A 19,858-nucleotide genomic window follows, 5' to 3' on the forward strand; every position below is an offset into this window, starting at 1 on the left:
CTAATTTTCAAAATCAATCTCCATTTTTATGCCAAAAAAGGGGAAATCAGTTGATTTCCCCTTTTATATTGAAATGATTAATTTCTTAATCAAGTATTACATATGAATTGATCTTTTTGCAGTAGCATCCAATGCAGCTTCTTTAATAGCTTCTGCATAGGTTGGGTGAGCGTGAGAACTTCTTGCAATATCTTCAGCACTTGCACGGAATTCCATAGCAATTACTCCTTCAGCAATAAGGTCAGCAGCTCTTGCTCCAATGATATGCATACCTAAGATCTCATCAGTTTTTTCGTCTGCGATAATCTTCACAAGACCATCAGTATCACCACTTGCACGGCTTCTTCCTAATGCTCTCATTGGGAAAGAACCTACTTTGTAAGCTACTCCCTCTTCTTTCAACTGCTCTTCAGTTTTACCTACTCCTGCAACTTCCGGCCAAGTATATACAACACCTGGAATAAGGTTATAGTTGATGTGAGGTTTTTGACCTGCTAATATTTCAGCAACAAGAACTCCTTCTTCCTCTGCTTTGTGAGCAAGCATGGCTCCTTTGATAACGTCACCAATTGCGTAAATATTTGCAACATTAGTCTGTAGGTGATCATTTGTTTTTACTCTTCCTCTTTCGTCAAGCTCTACACCAGCCTTTTCAAGACCAAGACCATCTGTATAAGGTTTTCTACCTACAGACACTAAACAATAATCTCCTTCTACAACTACCTCTTCTCCTTTTTTATCTTTAGCCGTAATTTTTACTGTATCTCCGTTTCTCTCAACTGCAGAAACCGCAGTAGAAAGCATAAACTTCATCCCTTGCTTTTTAAGAACCTTAGTTAATTCCTTGCTTAAAGCTCCATCCATTCCAGGGATAATTTTATCCATGAATTCAACAACTGTTACCTGAGCGCCTAGTCTTAAGTATACAGAACCTAATTCAAGACCAATAACTCCACCACCAATTACTACCAGGTGCTTAGGAATTTCTTTAAGGTTTAAAGCTTCTGTAGAAGTGATCACTCTTTCTTTATCAAGAGAGATAAAAGGAAGTGAAGACGGCTTAGAACCTGTTGCAATAATGGTATATTTAGATTCGATCGTTTCAGAAGAACCGTCGTTTTTAGTGATTTTAATCTGAGTAGTAGATTCAAAACTTCCCAATCCTTCAAAAACGGTAATTTTGTTTTTGTCCATCAAAAAGTTGATCCCCTTGGTTGTTTGATCTACAACTTCGTTCTTACGTTCAATGATTCTTGCAATATCTGCTTTCGGCTCATTGATAATAATTCCGTGGCTTGCAAAATTGTGTTTTGCATTCTCGAAATGCTCAGAGCTGTCAAGAAGTGCTTTTGACGGAATACATCCAACGTTAAGACAAGTTCCGCCTAAAGTTGAATATTTTTCAATAATTGCTGTTTTGAAACCTAACTGTGCTGCACGGATCGCAGCTACATAACCCCCAGGACCAGAACCTATTACGGTAACATCGAATTGACTCATGTTATTTTATGAATTTGTTTATTATTATCTAACTTAATTCTTACAAATTTACGTATAAATTACCACGTGAGAAAGTGAGATTTATCAAATTTATTGAATTTTAGCCTTAAAAAAGGAGCTTTTACCGATTGGCATTTATCCAGATAATTACTGCAAAAAATATCAAAGCCATTCCAATTTTAATTCCTCCTGAAACCATCAATATTAATCCAGCAATAATAACAATAAACCCGCCTATATATAATAAGATGCTGACAATAGTACGGTATTTATTTTTTTCCTTTAATATCTCCTGTTTATCAGCATGGATGCCTTTCATTACCTCATCTACATCTTCCTGATTGTAGCTTTCCTGAATTATTAATCGATAAATATATTTTTCACTGTAATTTTCGGCCAGAAATTTTTTATACTTGTTGAATATTTCTCTTTTTAAATCTTCATTCATGGTTAAAAAATGTGATTAATTGGGAAAGTAGTTTTTTATTTTATTTATTTTAGAGAACTCATTAATCCACATTCATTTTTCCTTGACCAAATGTACCTGTGCTTTCAAAAAAAGAACCACCATACACATACCAGTCAAGGCTTTCAATATATTCAACTGCATTTTCAGGAGTTATTTGAGGACGGTCTTTTTTCGAAACAATTCCTTTGTACCATCTTCCGGATTTGGAAAAGCTTTCATATTCCACAAAATAATGAATCCATATTCTTTGGCACAACTTACACTGCTGAATGGTTACTTCTCCATATCTTCCGTTAGTACGATCTATACCTAATTCTGAGCTTCTGTATTCAGTATAATTGGAGCCTGGTTTTTCACAAGCGCATCCTATTTGAGGAATTTTATTCATTGACATTTATTTTATCAGATCCCAAATCTAAGAAAATAAAACCCCATAAGGCAAATGACAGGACGATACTATTTCATCAAATCCAACAGTACCTTTTCATATTTACCCATGATAATACTCTTTGAAAATCTGGATTTAATGGAATTCTTTATAGCATCACGATTATAGTTTTGCTGCATTGCAGATATAATTTTCTGTGCAAAATCCTCATAATTTTCAATATTACCAACTTCACCATTCACATTATGCTGAATAATCTCGTTGATTCCTCCTGGGCAGTTATTAGCTAAAGAATAGGTTCCACAGGCTCCTGCTTCCAAAAGTACATTAGGAAAACCCTCATATCTTGAAGAAAGGATGAATAGGTCTGCATATTTTAAATATTGGTAAGGATTCTCCTGACGGCCGTGAAAAATAACATTTTTAAGTCCCAGAAATTCTTTCATCTGGAGCAATACGTCCTTGTCTTTTCCATCTCCTAAGATGTGAAGCTGGATATTTTCACTTTTAAGCCTTGAAAAAACTTTCAACAGGTTGTCGAAACCTTTTCTGGAAGATAAGTTCCCAATAGCCACTACGTTTTTATAGTTGTATTTGAAACATTCGGGTTTAGAAGAAATCGCCAGTTTTTCATCAATAAAATCAAAATCTACTGGGTTATTAATCTTGACAATCTTTTTCTTTTTAATCTTAAAATTATCAACCAGATCTTTCATCATATCATCACTTTGAGCAATGATTCTCTGATAGTTATTATAAAAATTATAGAAAAACTTAATTTCCTTTCTGGTGACATGCTGCGTAACAACATTCGTTTCTCTGGCAATGAACTTTGTTCTCGGAAAAAGCTTAATAAATAATGATAAATAGGCATTCACCTCACCAAAACCAGAAAATACAATATCCGGTCTTCTTCTATAGATTTCACCCAAAATAGGTTTTAATGAATGTCTGATTCGTTCTGTATTAATGTCTATGATCTCAACGTCTTTTTTCAGAAAATTAAGATATCCGCCTTGTTTCCGTAAAAGCAAAATCTTGGGTTCAAAACGATCCCTGGAGAGATGATTTGCAATGGTGGTAACAATTCTTTCTGCGCCTCCGGTTTCTAAGTCCGGCAGAATAAATATGACAGATATTCTTTTCATCAGTTAAAGTTACTAAAAAGTTTGGTTATGTTTAAAGGGAAGCTAGGCTGTATCAATACTTATTAACAGAAATTAACTAAGCTTTAAAATAGGAGTTGATTTTATATTCACTATTAAAAACACAACATGGACAAAATAAATTAAGCTCTTCGGTCGAAGAGCTTAATTTATTTCTTTAATTATACCAAAATCATTAATTAGCAACGTCACTGATAAACTTTATTCTCAGCATTCTCACTTCCTCATCAGACAATTCATCTCCGAATTCATCAAGCAGCACTTTCATACTATCACTCTCTGACTCGTTCATGAATTCCATAAAGCCGTCAACAATATCTTCATCAAAGTTATCTTCGATATAATAATCAATATTCAGTTTTGTTCCTTGATAGACAATCCGTTCCATCTCTTTCAACAATTCGTCCATAGAAAGATTCTTGGCTCTTGCGATATCTTCAAGGTCAATTTTCTTATCGGTACTCTGGATAATGAAAACCTTGTGGCTGGATTTATTGGCAACCTGCTTCAAAACCATATCCTGCGTACGCTCTATACTATTATCTTCAACATAGGTTTTGATATAGTCAGCGAATTCCTTACCATATTTTTTTGCTTTCCCTTCTCCTACACCATAAATCTTAGTAATTTCATCTACAGTAATAGGATATTGAACCGTCATATCCTCCAAACTCGGATCCATAAATACCGTATAAGGTGGAATACCGTACTTTTTTGCTACTTTTTTTCTTAATTCTTTTAGTAGATTGAATAGATTTTGATCTAAACCACCGGCAGCCTGCTGCTGTACCTGATCACTGTCTGCCTTGGCTTGTGTAAGGTCAAACTCCCTATCTTCTGTAATTAAAAAGGTATCCTTGGATTTACCACTTAAAACCTCTCGTCCTTTTTCTGCAATCTTTAGAACACCATATGTTTCAATATCTTTTTGAAGATAATTTTGAACAGTAGCCTGTCTAAGGATTGTTTTCCAGTAGTTCTCCTTTTCATCTTTCCCAAAGCTAAAGTGAGGATTCTGCTCCAGTTTATAAGATTTTGTAACAGCTGTTTCCTTTCCAACGATAACGGAAATCAAATCTTTTGACTTAAATTTTTCTCCGGTATCATTAATCAGTTCAAGAACCTTTTTTAGATCTGTAGTAGCATCCTTTAATTTCGGAGGATTGAATGAATTATCACACATCTTCGCTCCATCTCCATTTACAGGATCAAATATTTCACCAAAATAATATAAGATATATTGTCTTCTGCTCATTGAAGTTTCGGCATAGCCTACTACTTCATTCAAAAGCTGCAATCCGATTTCTCTTTCAGAAACAGGTTTTTGTGCCAGGAATTTCTCCAGTTTTTCAATGTCCTTAGGATCGTAAAATGCTAGACAATGACCCTCGCCACCATCTCTTCCTGCTCTTCCCGTTTCCTGATAATAACTTTCCAGAGATTTCGGGAAATCATAGTGAATCACAAAACGAACATCCGGTTTGTCAATTCCCATTCCAAATGCAATGGTTGCAACGATAACATCTACTTCCTCCATCAGGAATTTATCCTGATTGGCAACCCTTACTTTTTGATCAAGACCAGCATGGTAAGGAAGTGCATTGATCCCATTTACCTGCAGAAGTTGGGCAAATTCTTCCACTTTTCTTCTGCTCAGGCAATATACGATTCCTGATTTTCCCTTATGCTGATTGATAAATTTAACAATTTCCCTATCTATATTTATTTTGGGACATACCTCATAATAAAGATTAGGACGGTTAAAACTCTCCTTAAAAACCAAAGCATTCGTCATACCCAATGTCTTTTGGATATCATCCTGAACCTTTGGCGTTGCTGTTGCCGTTAAGGCGATCACCGGTACATTGGCAATCTTATCAATAATCTGTTTCAAGTTCCTGTATTCAGGTCTGAAATCATGTCCCCACTCTGAAATACAGTGTGCCTCATCAATAGCAAAGAAAGAAATCTTAACTTCTTTCAAAAAGTCCAGATAATCATCTTTAATCAATGATTCAGGAGCTACATACAAAAGTTTCGTTTTTCCGCTTTTTATATCGTCAAAAACCTGTTTTGTCTGTGTCTTGTTTAATGATGAATTTAATACATGCGCTACCCCATTCTCAGATGAAAGCCCGTTTACGGCATCTACCTGATTTTTCATTAACGCGATTAAAGGTGAAACAACTATTGCCGTACCTTCCGAAATAAGTGCCGGAAGCTGATAACATAATGATTTACCTCCACCTGTAGGCATCAAAACAAATATATCCTTCCCGTTCAATAGGTTTTCTATGATTTGTTCCTGTTGCCCCTTAAATGTAGAAAACCCAAAATACTTTCTCAATTCGCCCGATAAATTGGCTTTTTTTGCGCTCATCTAATTTTCAATTGCTAAATTTGCATCTAACCCAAAGTTATAAAAATTCTGCTTAAAATAAAAGCGAACGAATTTATAAAAAATAAAATTTATATTAAATTTTGTTTTTAAAATATAACATTTTTAGAAAACTTTTTTGTATACCTTATTGTTATAAAATGGATAGAACCAACATAATATCAATTGCTAAAAGTACTTTAGAAATTGAAATTTCAGAACTTGAAAAATTAAAAAACAGAATTGACGACCAATTTGCCCAGGCAGTAGAAATTATTCATTCAGCAAAAGGGAAATTGATTGTAGTAGGTATTGGAAAATCGGCTCATGTAGGTAATAAAATCGTTGCTACACTGAACTCTACGGGAACTCCATCACAATTCCTGCACGCTTCTGAGGCTATCCATGGTGACCTGGGAGTAATTCAAAAGCAGGATGTAGTACTATGCATCTCCAATTCCGGAAATTCTCCTGAAATTGCTAATCTTGTTCCTTATTTGAAAGATTATTCTTCTGCACTGATAGGAATGACTGGTAATAAAAAAAGTAAATTGGCAGAATTCTCTGAAATTATCCTTGATACCCATGTGGATGTTGAAGCTTGCCCTAATAAACTGGCACCAACAAGTTCTACAACTATTCAAATGGCATTAGGTGATGCGCTTGCTGTAGCTTTAATGGAACTGAATGAGTTCAAAGCAAATGATTTTGCTAAGTTTCATCCCGGAGGAAGTTTAGGAAAAAACCTGACTTCTAAGGTTGAACAATTCCTGTCTTCACAAAAGCCTCAGGTTTCTGAAGATGCTACTATAAGAGATGTAATTATTTCCATCAGTGCTTCAAGCCACGGAATTACTGTGGTTACCAATGGTGATCAGATTGTAGGAGTTATTACAGATGGTGACTTGAGAAGGATGTTGATGAAAGGAGAAGATATCAGTAAGGTCTTTGCCAAGGACATCATGTCTGCTCATCCAAGAACCATTGAAAAGGATGCCAGAGCCAAAGAAGCCATGAAAACTTTAAAAGAAAATAATATTGGGCAGCTTGTAGTTACTGAAAACGGAAAGTATTTCGGGATTATAGATCTGCATAAGCTACTGGATGAAGGAATAAATTAATGCTGACGATATGAGCCATTTTCTACAAGCACATATCCGGGAAATCATTAACCTTACAGATGATGAATTTATGATTCTACAAGGTTTTTTTACAAAAAAGAGGTTCCGGAAAAGACAATTTCTGGTACAGGAACATCAGCCTGTACATGAGATTTTCCTGATAGAAAAAGGCATTCTTAAGAGCAGTAGTATAGATAATGCAGGAAAGGAACATATTCTTCAGTTCGCTGCAACCAATTGGTGGATTTCAGATTTTGCAGGCTTTTTTAATCAGGAAACTTCATCACTGGCTGTGGAATGCATTGAAGATTCTGAAGTGTATGCAATATCTTATATAGACTTAAATACCCTTTGTTCAAAGGTACCAACCATGGAACGTTTTTTCAGGATAAAATCCAATTTCGGGTATGTAGCTCTACAGCAGAGAATTCTTTCATTAATGAGTAAGTCTGCAAAAGAACGTTATGAAGATTTTATACAACAATATCCAGGTTTTATAGATCATATTCCCAAACAGCTTATTGCAAGCTATCTGGGAGTCTCCAGAGAGACATTAAGCCGATTATACTCTTAAGATGTGACCTGGGTCACATCTTTTTTTTGAGGTATGTCCTTATCATGATAAGTTTAAAAATCCAATCTTTGTATTATAATTTTAATATAAATACCAATGAAAAAGAAAGCATTAATTGTAGTAACAAGTGTGGAAAAATACCCTAATATGGAAAGAGCAACAGGCCTTTGGCTGGGTGAAGCGGTTCATTTTTATGAAAAGTTAAATGAGAATGGCTATGAAATTGATTTTGTAAGTCCAAAAGGCGGCTATACTCCACTAGATCCTATTTCCCTACAAATGTTTGTACAACCTGTAGACTGGAAATACTACGCTGATGATATTTTCAGAGAAAAACTGGCCAATACCTTAAAACCAGAAGAGATCAATCCTAAAGATTATAACGTTATTTATTACGCAGGAGGCCATGGTGTTGTATGGGATTTCCCTGACAATAATGAATTACAGGAAATTGCCCGCAGTATTTATGAAGATGGGGGCATTGTATCGTCGGTATGCCACGGAGCTGTAGGACTGTTTAATATCAAGCTTTCTAATGGAGAACACCTGATTAATGGAAAAACAGTTACAGGGTTTTCAAACTCAGAAGAAATTGCCGCAGAGCTAGCAGATCACATGCCTTACCTAACAGAAGATGTCTTGAAAAGTAAAGGGGGCACATTATGTAAAAGCGGATCAGGATTTTATTCCTTTTGCTGTTTCTGATGGAAAACTTGTTACAGGGCAAAATCCTCAATCCGGAGGTGCCGTAGCAGATAAAGTATTGGAAATTCTGGAAAAATAAACCCCAAAACTAGAGATAAAAAACAGCTTGCAGTCCAAAATAATTATTTTGGACTGCAAATTATTATATCCGAAAGTATCTTCAAGAATACGTCAACTGTCTGTAACATAAACTTGAACAAAATCATTGGCAATAAATTCTAAATACTGATTATTATTTCATAATTTCGCAGACTTAAACTGCTTGCCTCACAGGGTTAGCATTTTGATAGATTCTACTATATGGACAATAACAAAGACATGTCCTTTCTTGGGCACATTGGAGAATTAAGAGGACATTTAGTCCGTTCGATTATTGCTATCATCATTGCAGCCTTTGCGGTTGGTTTCAATATCAATTGGATTATGGACCACGTTTTTTTCGGGCCTACCAGAAATGATTTTCCTACATTCAAAGTTGTTAATCATTTTTCAAGAATGATCTTAGGAGAAGACAGTATTCATCTTCCAAAGGATTTCCCTGTGCGTGTACAGAGACTGTATCAGCAGTTTAATGTAATGATGTCGGTTTCCATTTTTGGAGGACTGGTAGCGGCTTTCCCTTATATTGTTTGGGAATTGTGGCGTTTCATTGGTCCGGCTTTACATCCAAGGGAAAGAAAGAATTCCATTTATATTATTAATGCAGTATGGATGCTTTTCATGACAGGAGTTTTATGTGGCTACTTTTTAATCCTACCTTTTGCTGTCAATTTTGGGGTGATTTTTAAGATTTCAGATATTATTGTTCCGCTTTATGACCTGAGTGATTATACTACTTTATTTTTGCAGGTGGTATTAGGAATGGGCGTAATCTTTCTTTTCCCTATTTTGATCTATTTCCTTACCACTATTGGAATTTTGACTCCAACATTTATGAAGACTTACCGTCGTCATGCTATTGTATTAATCATGGTGGTTGCAGCAATTATTACTCCTGCAGACGTTTTGAGTATGTTGATGGCTGCATTTCCATTACTTATTTTATATGAATTCAGTATCATTATGTGTACCTTTACATATAAAAAGCTACAAAAGAGCAACGGAAATCTTCCTACTGTACAGAAGTAATTAAGAAATAAAAATTTCACCATCTATATCAAAAGCCCGGCAATAGTTGGGCTTTTAAAATTTTTTAAAACGATTAAAGACACAAAAGTTTTATGTCTCTATTTTCTTTAAAGGGCAAAAATTCTATATTTGATCATTGATATACTGCTGAAATTTCATATTAATTTAAAAAGCTCACAATTGTTTTGTAGATAAATTACTCATCATTTTCACTTCATCTTTATTTAGCTGTTAATTTTATTTTATACTTTTGAAAAGATTATTAATTTAATTTTATATGAAAAAGCTGTCATACACCCTTTTATTTGTTTCCGGAATTGCTTTTGGGCAGTTCTTTGAAAAGGGTAAGGTTTATACCAAACAGGATACATTAAAGGGATCCAATACTGCGTTCAGAGATTTCTGGGATGTCAAAAAATATGACTTTTCTGTAGAGCCTGACTTTGAACAAAAAAGCATTAAGGGAACTAATAAAATAAGCTTTGAAATTATAAAAAACGTCACCAATCCTGTCTTTCAAATTGATCTTCAACAACCGATGAAAGCAGACAAGGTTGTTGGAAACCTCCCAATCGCCAGCTATAAGCAGGATGGAGACTTTATTTTTATTACCACCAATAAAAAGTTTAAAAAAGGTGAGAAATACACCATCGATGTTACCTATTCCGGAAATCCATTAATTGCTAAAAATGCACCATGGGACGGAGGATGGGTTTTTACTAAAGATCAAAATGGAAATCCGTGGATGAGTCCCGCTGTTCAAGGAATTGGATCTTCCATTTGGTTGCCAACTAAGGATATATGGAGTGATGAGCCAGATAACGGCATCATTATGAAGATTATTACACCAAATGACCTTGTAGGAGTTGGAAACGGAAGACTGATCGACAAAAAAACCAACGGTGGTAAGACTACTTATACATGGGAAGTGAAAAATCCTATCAATGATTACTCTATCATTCCTAATATTGGTAAATACGTAAACTTTAAGGATACCTTTGATGGTGAAAAAGGAAAACTGGATCTGGATTACTGGGTTCTTGATTATAACCTGGAAAAGGCAAAGAAACAGTTTCAACAGGTAAAGCCGATGCTTTCTGCATTTGAACATTGGTTTGGTCCCTACCCTTTCTATGAAGATTCTTATAAACTGGTAGATTCGCCCTATTTAGGGATGGAACATCAGAGTAATGTTGCCTATGGGAACGATTATCAGAATGGATACCGTGGAAAAGACCTTTCCGGAACGGGAGTCGGGCTACAATGGGATTACATCATTGTCCATGAAAGCGGTCATGAATGGTTTGCCAATAATATCACAGCAAAAGATCAGGCAGATATGTGGATTCATGAGAGTTTTACAATGTATTCCGAGGTTCTTTTTACAGAAAACTACATCGATAAAAAGTCTGCTGATATCTACATGGTCGGTCTTAGAAATAAGATTCAGAATGATGTTCCTATCATTGGGCAATATGGTGTCAGAAATGAAGGCAGTGGTGATATGTACCCTAAAGGAGCTTATATGCTGCATACCATTAGACAGGTGATTAATAATGATGAAAAATTCAGACAGATTTTAAGAGGATTGAGCAAAGACTTTTATCATCAGACGGTTACTACGAAGCAAGTTGAAGATTATATTTCATCAAAATCAGGAATTGATTTTTCAAGCGTATTCAATCAGTATTTAAGAACCATAAAGATTCCTACTCTTGAATATGCTCAAAATGGAGATTCTTTTAAATTCAGATATACGGATGTGGTAAAAAACCTGAAGCTCCCTATCATCATCAATGGAGATCAAACCATAAACCCCACCGAGGAATGGCAGACTGTAACGCTTAAAAAAAGTACTCCGGTTGAATTGAGTAAGAATTATTATATTAATTATAAGAGTGTTCAATAAATAAAACACAAAGGGCAAAATCGCAAAATAACACTGCAGATTTTGCCTTTTTTTAATTCTATACCTCAGTTCTGCGCATTCACTCTTTTTACAGTTTTACTTTCTTATCCCATGAAATTTTAAGAAAAGTTTAATACTCCATTGCGTAACAAATTGCAGAAAAAAACAACTAGTTAACTATAAAATTTAAACCTAATGAGAAAAACAGCACTTAGCTTAGGCCTTTTTGCCGCTTTTTTAGCCAATGCACAATCAATAAAAACCACTATTGACCTCGTTAATGTAAAAGATGATAAAGTAGCCGTTACCATGGAATTTCCGAAAATGAAATCCGGGGATATTAAATTTCATTTCCCAAAAACGGTTCCGGGTACTTATTCTGTAGATGATTATGGAAGATTTGTAGAGGGAATCAAGTTTTATGATAACAAAGGCAAAGAACTTACTTATACAAAGGTAAATGACAATACCTATTCATTAAAAAACGCTCAGAACCTGAGCAAGATCTCTTATCTTGTAAATGATAGTTTTGATGAAGAAATGGATGCATCAAAGCATAAAGCCGTATTTTCTCCTTCAGGAACTGACATTGAACAAGGAAAGGTCTATATGGTAAACACCCATGGCTTTGTTGGGTATATTGATAATATGCAGGATGTACCTTATCAATTGATCATACAAAAACCAACTGATTTCTATGGAACAACAGCTTTGGTAGATCAGGATAAGTCTGACTCTACAGACACCTATATACTGGCCAACTACGCCAAGGTAACTGATTCTCCGCTGATGTATACCAAACCTGATTTCATCACCTTTAATGCAGGCGGAATGGAACTTGTACTGGGCGTTTATTCGCCGACAGGAAAATATAAGGCAGCAGACTTCAAGGCCAATCTTGAAAAAATGGTTGTTGCCCAAAAGAAATTCCTTGGGGATATGAACACCAATAAAAAGTATGCAATCATGTTGTATCTTTCCGGTGGTGACGGACCAAAAATTAAGGGCTTCGGAGCTTTAGAACATCATGAATCTACCAGTGTAGTACTTCCAGAGGCTATGCCAAAGGATGCTATTGACCAAACAATCACTGATGTGGTTTCCCATGAGTTCTTCCACACCGTTAATCCTTTGAAGACCCATTCTGAGGAGATTCACTACTTCGATTATGCAGATCCTAAAATGTCTCAGCACTTATGGATGTACGAAGGAGGAACAGAATATTTTGCCAATCTATTCCAGATTCAGGAAGGCTTAATCACCAAGGATGAATTTCTTCAAAGAATTGGAGAAAAAATTGCTAACTCCAAGAATTATGATGATACCATGCCCTTTACGGTAATGAGCAAAAATGTATTACAGGATGCTTATAAAGACCAATACAGAAATGTATATGAGAAAGGAGCATTACTAGCCATGTGTCTGGATATTGAACTGAGAAAATTATCTAATGGAGAAATGGGTTACCGTGATATGATCAGAAAATTATCTCAAAGATTCGGGGAAAATAAGCCGTTCAAGGATGATAAACTGATTGATGAACTGGTAACGGTAACCGGATATCCGCAGGTAAAGGATTTCTATAATAAATATATTGCAGGAAGCCAGCCAACTCCTTATGCCGAATATCTAAACTCAGTAGGTGTAGAAGTACATAAGCAGGAAACATCTCCTATTTTCTGGTTTATCAGAGATCCAAATCAGACAGGTTATGATGATAAAACGAAAGCTCTAGCCTTTGATGAGAATTCTGCACTGTCTCCTTTCGCTAAAAGCATAGGATTTAAAATTACCGATCAGATCCTTGCTATGGACGGAAAAACAATAGACATTCAAAAAATTCAGGATTTTATCGGTTACACCAAAACCATTAAAGACGGTCAAAATGTTACCGTAACCATTTTGAGAGATAATGGAGGTAAGAAAGAAAAAATGGACCTTAAAGGAAAAGCTATTTTAGATAAAATGTCCATGGAGGTACTTGGGTTTAAAGCCAACGCGACACCGGCAGAGCTGAAATTACAAAGCCAGTGGCTGACTGGTAAAAAATAAAAACAAAAAGCGGGGATGTTTTCCCCGCTTTTATTATGCTTACTCTGAAAATAGATTTCTGTATTTCCAGGTATAAAATTATTAATTTACGCTTTTCTAATCGTTATTCTAAAGGTAGTTCCCTTTCCTACTTCTGTCTGAGAAATCTTAATATCTCCGTTATGATATTCATGAATCACTCTTCGGGCTAATGACAAGCCAAGTCCCCAACCTCTTTTCTTGGTAGAGTATCCCGGTTTAAAGGCATTTCTCGCTTGTTGCTTGGTCATACCGCTTCCGTTATCCTTTACTTCGATCAGAATATTTTTATTTCTCTCAAAAACTGACATGGTAATGGCACCCTCCCCTTTCATGGCATCCACTGCATTTTTTACAAGGTTTTCGATTACCCAGCTCATCAGAATTTTATTGTGAGGAACCTGAACGGTATAAGTAGGAAGATGAAGGGTAAAATTGACTTTTCGGGAGATTCTGGTCTTTAAATAATCGTAATTTTCCTGAATGGTTTCATTAAAATTCATGTCATTCAATTCCGGAACTGAACCGATCTTTGAAAAACGTTCGGAGATGGTTCTTAGTCTTTCAATATCTTTTTCAATTTCATGAACTCCCTCAGAATCCGGAGTATCCAGCTTCATAATCTCCATCCATCCGATCATTGAGGACAAAGGTGTTCCAATCTGATGGGCTGTCTCTTTCGCCAAACCTGCCCAAAGATATCCTTCATCTGTTTTTTTGATCGTTCTGAAAAACCAGAAAGTAAATCCAAAATACAACAGAATAAATAATCCTAAAATATAAGGTGAATAGCGCAGATTATTCAGTAGACGTGAGTTATCATAATACACAAACTGATTATTCCCATCCGGAACCTTGATTTCGATTGGAGTATAGTTTTTCTCCATACTTGCCATCAAATCATGCAGTTTCTCAGGGTTCTTTATAGTGCTTTCCGGAATATTTCTGTAATACCCCAGGTCAAGAATAGGTTTTTTGTATTTATCTGTTACAATGAACGGAATGGTATTATTAATGTTCAGGATTTCAGGAAGAAGATCAAGAACATCGGTATCTGGAGTCTTTACTTCCTGTTGGATTCTTATCGCCTTGGAAAGAAGACTAATCCTTTTTATTTCCTCTTTCCTAAGAAAATTAATAAGCGATGTAGAAGCCACCACGATGGCAATCACCAAGGTAGTCATCACAACAAAAATAATCCAGTTATTCATTCTGGCAAGTATAGATTTCCTCAAGGCTATTTTATTTTAAAACATTAAGAATTTTCTGCAACTCTGCACTTCCACTTCCCTGATAATTATTGATAATAATTGAAAACACATATTTTTTTCCATCTTTGGCAGTATGGTAGCCTGCAAAAGATTTGGTGTCTCTCATGGTTCCGCTTTTCATTTTCATTCCATTATCCTGAACAGGAAATCCATCATAATAGGATTCAAACCACGATTGTTTTTTAGCGTATAAAAGGGCCTGAACTTCTGCTTTGGCAGCAACATAATTCTGGGGGGAAAGTCCGCTTCCGTCAGCAAAATTGATCATATTTGGATTGATTCCCTTTGATTTCCAGAATTCTCTCAGATAAGCTACCCCGCTTTTGAAACTTGGGTTTCCTTTTTTCTCTTTTCCCAGCGTTTTAATTAGGGTTTCCCCATAAAGATTGACACTTTTTCTCAAAAACCAGTAAACAATTTTATCGAGGGTTGGAGATTGGTACGTCAAAATAACATTATTTTTAGGAGCTTCCAAAGCCTGTTTTCCTTCTATTTCAAGTTCCGAATTGGTCACTGCCTTTCCTGAAAATTCTATTCCCGATTCTTTTAACCATAGCTTTACCTCTGAAGCCAGTTGTAAAGGAGGATTGGGTGTAGATCCGGAAACCGTTACTGTTTTTCCGCCCGGAAGCATTCCGTTGATTAAAGCAACATTGGAATGAGGTGCTGTAAAGATGAGGCTTTGATCGGAACTACCACCAGCCTTTAAATCATTGAGCCATTTCACTCCTTCCAATGGATAAGAAAAGCTTTTAAAATCTGATCCGTTAATATTGATATCAAATTGATTTTCTCTCCAGTTGATTCCCCAAACGCCTGCTCCATAGTAATTTCCAAGGTCATCCCAAGGCCATCCTCCGGGAATTGTCTGATGATCAAAATAGGAATCATCAATGATCAGGTCACCGGATATTTTTGTGATTCCTGATTTTTTAACAGCTTCAATGAGTTTCTTTTTAAAGTTTTCAGGTTTATAAGCATCATACCTCCAGCTTCCCAGCGTAGGGTCTCCATTGGAACTGATGAAAAGATTCCCATTCAAAGTACCTCCGGAGATATTTCCGGAATAGCTTGACGTTGTGGTATAGGTGTAGTTCTTCCCTAATGTTTCCAATGCAGCGCCTGCTGTAAAGATTTTCTGGGTAGAAGCTGTTGAAAGTCCTTTATTTCCTTGATATTCATATATAAAATTCCCGTTTTCATCTGATACATAAAACGATAAACTAGAGGAAACCGTTCCCGAAGAATCCATAAGATCCTTGGTTACCTTATCTAATTTCTGGGCTATATTTTGAGCCGAAAAAATCTGTACAGAAAGGGTAAGAACTGCAAGTGTTTTTTTCATTACATTGTAGTTTGGTTGTAAACTTTACTAATGCCTCCAAGCCTTTACAACATATATAAATGCAGTGCCCGGAGTATTTTTATTTAATTTAAATTCTAATCAAATATAGTTAAAATAAAAGCTTCTCATATTCATTGAGATCGTTGTGACTGAAAAGAATCTGATGATCAGGAACTTTCTCAAATGAACGGTCATACTTGAAGTATTTTTCATAATCATCTTCATCTATAAAAAGCTCTATCTGACAATCTTTGATATAGCTTGATTTTTCTCCATAATCTTCAATAGAAGATGCAGAATCATTCCAGGGTTCATGATGACAACGCAGACATTCTCTTTGATGAATGGCTTTATAGCCACATATTTCACAATCCTGCAGGTTATTAAACAATTCAGAGACATCGTATTGTATCTCTTCAGCAAACAGATGTGAAGGAACAGTCTTCAAAAGCAAATAATAATTGGGTTGCTGCCAGGAAAAATAAGCCTGCTCTTCTTGATCCAATTCAGGCCCTGTAAACCATATACCTTGGAGATCATATTCAATCTCCACGCTCGTAACGTCTTTAAGGTTCAATATCTTTTTACCTTTTGATTTGACATTAAGATCTTCGTCAATTTCAATCACAGGTTGCTGTTCCAGAAAATGACTTAGGCATAAGGTGGTTTGCCAAGAATCTATTGTTCTCATTTTACCCTCGCTTCCACAGATCTCACAGGTTTTTGTAGATAATCTCGAGTATTTGTCGGTAATATTTTTAAGCGTTATATTGAGTTCTTCATGCTCAGAATAAATATTGCAACACAGTTCTCCGAATTTTTCTTTTCCGAAAACATCATTTTCAATATTCCAGCCTCCAATGGCAAATTCAAACAACATGTGTCTGATCATATTCCTCCATCCGGTACTATTGACAGAAAAATTCTTCAGATTACGCTCTATAAAGTGGTCTATCTCTTCCTGTCTCATTACAATGAGCTTCCGGCCTCTAATTCATAAGGTTCCTTGTTCTTTTCAAAAATTCTAGTCAGTTCACTCCCTTCAACAGTAATGGTATCTCCGGCTCTTCTAATCCAGTTCCCTTCTCTAAGCCCTACAACCTTGATATCATTCTGAGTAAGGAATTCCATGATACGGGTTTCCCTTGTTTCTCCGTTATGTTTCAAATCCGGATTGGGATCAAGATAATGTGGATTGAGGTTGAAAGGAACCAATCCCATACAGTCAAAGCTTGGCGGATAAACAATCGGCATATCATTCGTTGTTTTCATGTTTTGCCCTCCGATATTACTTCCTGCACTGCATCCAAGATATGCTTTTCCGTTGCTGACATTTTCTTTTAGAACAGACATTAAGCCTTCTTCGTGTAATGTTTTAACCAACAGAAAAGTATTTCCACCACCAGTAAAATATCCTTTTGCCTGATGTATGGCTTCTGCTTTATCTTCAAATTCATGAAGTCCTTTTACTTTAATATTGATTGATTCAAAGAAAGAACGTGCCTTTGCGGTGTAATCATCATGAGAAATACCTCCTGGTCTTGCAAAAGGGATAAAGACAATTTCATCAATTCCGGCATATAATGTAATAAGTTCCTCTCTTAAGTATTCTAGATATTCTCCACCAAAAAGTGTGGATGTTGAAGCTAATATGATATTCATAGAAGGGTTATATTGATTATAGAAATAATGTTGAACAACAAAGATAGCAAACATCAACGAATCAAAAATTAAACTAAAAAAAACATTTTATTCGTTAATATTTTCTAAAAAATCCTAAAGCTTCTAAAATTTTAGATTTTGTGGAATTATTATTGAATTTTAGATTTCAGAATTTTAAAATATTAGATTATGAAAATGACGAGCGTAAATATTAAAAATCTATTTTTAGGTTTAATACTTGTAGGAAGTGCAACTTTTGTAAATGCACAAACTACCCAAACAGACAGTGCCAACACTACAGCTAATGCAGCTGCAACCACTCAAACAGGTAATCCGACCATTGATGGTCTTAAAAAACAAATCGAAGCCAATCCAAAGGATACAGAATCATTAGCAAAACTGGCAGCAGCTTATCAGGATGCTTCAGACTGGACCAATGCAGTAGAAACATGGAAAAAAATATCCGCTTTATTACCGGATTGGGCACCATCATATTATAGCCAAGCCTATGCTTATCAATCTGCTAAGGATGATGCCAATGCAAAAATTGCTTATGAAAAGTATATTGCCACTGTAAAACCTGAAGAGGTAGAACAAAATAAGAAAAACCTGGCTTATGCCTATTTCTATATTGCCTTTGCAGAGCAACAAACAGATCCTAATAAAGCAAAAGAACATATTGCTAAGTCTATACAATATGATCCAACCAATCAGGATGCTGTAAAACTTAGTAAAGCATTAAATTCATAAATATAAAATCCGGGAAAAACTTTCCGGATTTTTTTATGGTTTCAAGGGACGTATTATTCAATTTTTTTTCCAAAAAAGTCTATCTCACCATGCAGATGCCGGATGATCTTCTCTATATTCCGTTGAATGCTGGCTTCTGTTTTCAGATTGTTGATATAACGGATCATCTCATGACGCCTTGATGGAATGAGTTTTTCAAAATTAGAAGTCGCCAGAACACTGCTTTTTATTGCCTCTTCCAATTGAGGATGAATGGCAATACTTCTGTCAGAATCATCATGCTCCAAAACTACTTCAATGGTTTCTCCAATTCTCTTAGGGGAGTTTTTCAGCATGGTAAGATTAATATACAGTCTCCATTCTCCTAAATATTTCATCAGGTTTTGCTGAAATCCCTTTCCATTTATGGTCCCTTTTACAGGAATCGGACTTTTATTTCGTTCTGAATCCTCAAAAATTTTTTCCAGAACTTCTTCAGGAATAAAAACAAAGGGATTGATCCCTATAATTTCTAAGGTAGCTGTAAAACTGTTGCTTTTCATGAGTAACAAATTTAAATGATTTTGGAAAGAGTACAATGCAAAAAGTAATCACTCTAAAACATTCTTATCCCCAAACCCGAACCTCTTACCCACAAAATTCATATGTAAGAACTCAATTAAATCGCTTATCTTTGCATAAATAAATCTATTTAACAAAATGAAATTTTTTATTGACACAGCTAATTTAGAGCAAATCAAGGAAGCTAAAGATCTTGGAATCTTAGATGGGGTAACAACCAACCCTTCATTAATGGCTAAGGAAGGTATTCAGGGAGCTGAAGCAATCAAAAACCATTATAAGACGATCTGTGAGCTTGTAGATGGAGATATTTCTGCTGAAGTACTTTCTACAACGTATGAAGAAATGATCAAGGAGGGAGACGAATTGGCTGCAATCCACCCCTATATTGTTGTAAAGATTCCTATGACTAAAGATGGTATCAAGGCTTTAAAATATTTTTCTGATAAAAAAATCAGAACTAACTGTACGCTAATTTTTTCTGCAGGACAGGCTCTTTTAGCAGCTAAAGCAGGAGCAACTTATGTTTCTCCATTCCTAGGAAGATTGGATGATATTTCTACTGACGGATTAAACCTTATTCAGGAGATCAGATTAATTTTCGATAACTATATGTTTGAAACTGAAATTCTTGCTGCTTCTATTCGTCACTCTATGCACATCATTGACTGTGCTAAAATTGGAGCTGATGTTATTACTTCTCCACTGCCTCCAATCTTGAGCTTATTGAAACACCCATTAACGGATAGCGGACTGGCTCAGTTTATTGCAGATTCTCAAAAATTATCATAAGACTTTACGTCATTTCTGATATAAAAATCCCGAAACTTCGTTTCGGGATTTTATTTTATAGTTTGTAGGA

The 19,858-nt window shown here is 35.6% G+C and carries 17 protein-coding genes and 1 pseudogene; 8 read left to right on the forward strand and 10 right to left on the reverse strand.

Going from position 1 to position 19,858, the window contains the following annotated elements:
• Positions 1-96: 96 nt before the first annotated feature.
• The 5 genes from lpdA to recQ all read right to left on the reverse strand — a co-directional run bounded on the left by lpdA (position 97) and on the right by recQ (position 5,903).
• The gene (gene lpdA, locus SCA31_RS02075) at positions 97-1,500 is read right to left on the reverse strand and encodes a dihydrolipoyl dehydrogenase (protein WP_410695159.1); all 1,404 of its coding nucleotides are present in this window, start codon (positions 1,498-1,500) and stop codon (positions 97-99) included.
• A 121-nt stretch (positions 1,501-1,621) separates the two neighbouring features.
• Positions 1,622-1,948, reverse strand: a complete 327-nt coding sequence (locus tag SCA31_RS02080; protein ID WP_410695160.1) for a hypothetical protein — start codon at positions 1,946-1,948, stop codon at positions 1,622-1,624.
• Positions 1,949-2,009: 61 nt separating this feature from the next.
• Positions 2,010-2,357, reverse strand: a complete 348-nt coding sequence (locus SCA31_RS02085) for a hypothetical protein (protein WP_410695161.1) — start codon at positions 2,355-2,357, stop codon at positions 2,010-2,012.
• 68 nt (positions 2,358-2,425) lie between these two features.
• Positions 2,426-3,505, reverse strand: coding sequence for a glycosyltransferase (locus SCA31_RS02090; RefSeq protein ID WP_410695162.1), 1,080 nt, complete (start codon positions 3,503-3,505; stop codon positions 2,426-2,428).
• A 193-nt stretch (positions 3,506-3,698) separates the two neighbouring features.
• Entirely contained in the window at positions 3,699-5,903 is a 2,205-nt protein-coding gene (gene recQ / locus SCA31_RS02095) for a DNA helicase RecQ (RefSeq protein ID WP_410695163.1), read from the reverse strand.
• 158 nt (positions 5,904-6,061) lie between these two features.
• On the opposite strand from recQ, the gene SCA31_RS02100 reads away from it, so the two are divergent.
• The 6 genes and pseudogenes from SCA31_RS02100 (at position 6,062) to SCA31_RS02125 (ending at position 13,389) form a co-directional block, all read left to right on the forward strand.
• The gene (locus tag SCA31_RS02100) at positions 6,062-7,021 is read left to right on the forward strand and encodes an SIS domain-containing protein (RefSeq protein WP_109617704.1); all 960 of its coding nucleotides are present in this window, start codon (positions 6,062-6,064) and stop codon (positions 7,019-7,021) included.
• 10 nt (positions 7,022-7,031) lie between these two features.
• Positions 7,032-7,595: a Crp/Fnr family transcriptional regulator gene (locus tag SCA31_RS02105; protein WP_410695164.1), complete on the forward strand. Its 564-nt coding sequence runs from the start codon at positions 7,032-7,034 to the stop codon at positions 7,593-7,595.
• Positions 7,596-7,691: 96 nt separating this feature from the next.
• A pseudogene (locus SCA31_RS02110) lies at positions 7,692-8,379 on the forward strand (type 1 glutamine amidotransferase domain-containing protein).
• A gap of 221 nt (positions 8,380-8,600) precedes the next feature.
• Complete coding sequence (gene tatC / locus SCA31_RS02115; RefSeq protein WP_410695165.1) at positions 8,601-9,428, forward strand: twin-arginine translocase subunit TatC; 828 nt, start codon at positions 8,601-8,603, stop codon at positions 9,426-9,428.
• A gap of 277 nt (positions 9,429-9,705) precedes the next feature.
• Positions 9,706-11,337 (forward strand): M1 family metallopeptidase, encoded by a 1,632-nt coding sequence (locus SCA31_RS02120; protein WP_410695166.1) that lies wholly within the window; start codon positions 9,706-9,708, stop codon positions 11,335-11,337.
• A 195-nt stretch (positions 11,338-11,532) separates the two neighbouring features.
• Complete coding sequence (locus SCA31_RS02125; RefSeq protein WP_410695167.1) at positions 11,533-13,389, forward strand: peptidase M61; 1,857 nt, start codon at positions 11,533-11,535, stop codon at positions 13,387-13,389.
• Between the two features lie 86 nt (positions 13,390-13,475).
• Here SCA31_RS02125 and SCA31_RS02130 read toward each other — a convergent pair whose 3' ends face one another.
• The 4 genes from SCA31_RS02130 to pepE form a co-directional block, all read right to left on the reverse strand.
• Positions 13,476-14,642, reverse strand: coding sequence for a sensor histidine kinase (locus tag SCA31_RS02130; protein WP_410695168.1), 1,167 nt, complete (start codon positions 14,640-14,642; stop codon positions 13,476-13,478).
• A 7-nt stretch (positions 14,643-14,649) separates the two neighbouring features.
• Complete coding sequence (dacB, locus tag SCA31_RS02135) at positions 14,650-16,023, reverse strand: D-alanyl-D-alanine carboxypeptidase/D-alanyl-D-alanine-endopeptidase (protein WP_410695169.1); 1,374 nt, start codon at positions 16,021-16,023, stop codon at positions 14,650-14,652.
• Between the two features lie 109 nt (positions 16,024-16,132).
• Positions 16,133-16,993, reverse strand: a complete 861-nt coding sequence (locus SCA31_RS02140) for a hypothetical protein (RefSeq protein ID WP_410695170.1) — start codon at positions 16,991-16,993, stop codon at positions 16,133-16,135.
• Positions 16,993-17,685, reverse strand: a complete 693-nt coding sequence (pepE, locus tag SCA31_RS02145) for a dipeptidase PepE (RefSeq protein ID WP_410695171.1) — start codon at positions 17,683-17,685, stop codon at positions 16,993-16,995. Before pepE ends, SCA31_RS02140 begins: the two co-directional genes overlap by 1 nt.
• A 189-nt stretch (positions 17,686-17,874) precedes the next feature.
• Between pepE and SCA31_RS02150 the strand changes: the two genes are divergently transcribed.
• On the forward strand, positions 17,875-18,435 hold the full coding sequence (locus SCA31_RS02150) for a tetratricopeptide repeat protein (protein ID WP_410695173.1): 561 nt from the start codon (positions 17,875-17,877) through the stop codon (positions 18,433-18,435).
• Positions 18,436-18,488: 53 nt separating this feature from the next.
• On the opposite strand, the gene SCA31_RS02155 is transcribed toward SCA31_RS02150, so the two are convergent.
• Complete coding sequence (locus SCA31_RS02155) at positions 18,489-18,977, reverse strand: DUF1905 domain-containing protein (protein WP_410695174.1); 489 nt, start codon at positions 18,975-18,977, stop codon at positions 18,489-18,491.
• Positions 18,978-19,134: 157 nt separating this feature from the next.
• Here SCA31_RS02155 and fsa point away from each other — a divergent pair, with 157 nt between their 5' ends.
• Complete coding sequence (gene fsa, locus SCA31_RS02160; protein WP_410695175.1) at positions 19,135-19,788, forward strand: fructose-6-phosphate aldolase; 654 nt, start codon at positions 19,135-19,137, stop codon at positions 19,786-19,788.
• Positions 19,789-19,858 lie beyond the last annotated feature (70 nt).

This window comes from Chryseobacterium sp. SIMBA_028 (assembly GCF_046535285.1).
GTDB lineage: Bacteria > Bacteroidota > Bacteroidia > Flavobacteriales > Weeksellaceae > Chryseobacterium.

Excerpts from the sequence above, each read along its gene's own strand:
- recQ (WP_410695163.1), bottom strand. The coding sequence starts at position 5,903 with ATGAGCGCAAAAAAAGCCAATTTATCGGGCGAATTGAGAAAGTATTTT.
- SCA31_RS02100 (WP_109617704.1), top strand. The coding sequence starts at position 6,062 with ATGGATAGAACCAACATAATATCAATTGCTAAAAGTACTTTAGAAATT.
- fsa (WP_410695175.1), top strand. The coding sequence starts at position 19,135 with ATGAAATTTTTTATTGACACAGCTAATTTAGAGCAAATCAAGGAAGCT.
- SCA31_RS02090 (WP_410695162.1), bottom strand. The coding sequence starts at position 3,505 with ATGAAAAGAATATCTGTCATATTTATTCTGCCGGACTTAGAAACCGGA.
- SCA31_RS02125 (WP_410695167.1), top strand. The coding sequence starts at position 11,533 with ATGAGAAAAACAGCACTTAGCTTAGGCCTTTTTGCCGCTTTTTTAGCC.
- SCA31_RS02080 (WP_410695160.1), bottom strand. The coding sequence starts at position 1,948 with ATGAATGAAGATTTAAAAAGAGAAATATTCAACAAGTATAAAAAATTT.
- lpdA (WP_410695159.1), bottom strand. The coding sequence starts at position 1,500 with ATGAGTCAATTCGATGTTACCGTAATAGGTTCTGGTCCTGGGGGTTAT.
- dacB (WP_410695169.1), bottom strand. The coding sequence starts at position 16,023 with ATGAAAAAAACACTTGCAGTTCTTACCCTTTCTGTACAGATTTTTTCG.
- SCA31_RS02105 (WP_410695164.1), top strand. The coding sequence starts at position 7,032 with ATGAGCCATTTTCTACAAGCACATATCCGGGAAATCATTAACCTTACA.
- pepE (WP_410695171.1), bottom strand. The coding sequence starts at position 17,685 with ATGAATATCATATTAGCTTCAACATCCACACTTTTTGGTGGAGAATAT.
- tatC (WP_410695165.1), top strand. The coding sequence starts at position 8,601 with ATGGACAATAACAAAGACATGTCCTTTCTTGGGCACATTGGAGAATTA.
- SCA31_RS02120 (WP_410695166.1), top strand. The coding sequence starts at position 9,706 with ATGAAAAAGCTGTCATACACCCTTTTATTTGTTTCCGGAATTGCTTTT.
- SCA31_RS02085 (WP_410695161.1), bottom strand. The coding sequence starts at position 2,357 with ATGAATAAAATTCCTCAAATAGGATGCGCTTGTGAAAAACCAGGCTCC.
- SCA31_RS02140 (WP_410695170.1), bottom strand. The coding sequence starts at position 16,993 with ATGAGACAGGAAGAGATAGACCACTTTATAGAGCGTAATCTGAAGAAT.
- SCA31_RS02155 (WP_410695174.1), bottom strand. The coding sequence starts at position 18,977 with ATGAAAAGCAACAGTTTTACAGCTACCTTAGAAATTATAGGGATCAAT.
- SCA31_RS02150 (WP_410695173.1), top strand. The coding sequence starts at position 17,875 with ATGAAAATGACGAGCGTAAATATTAAAAATCTATTTTTAGGTTTAATA.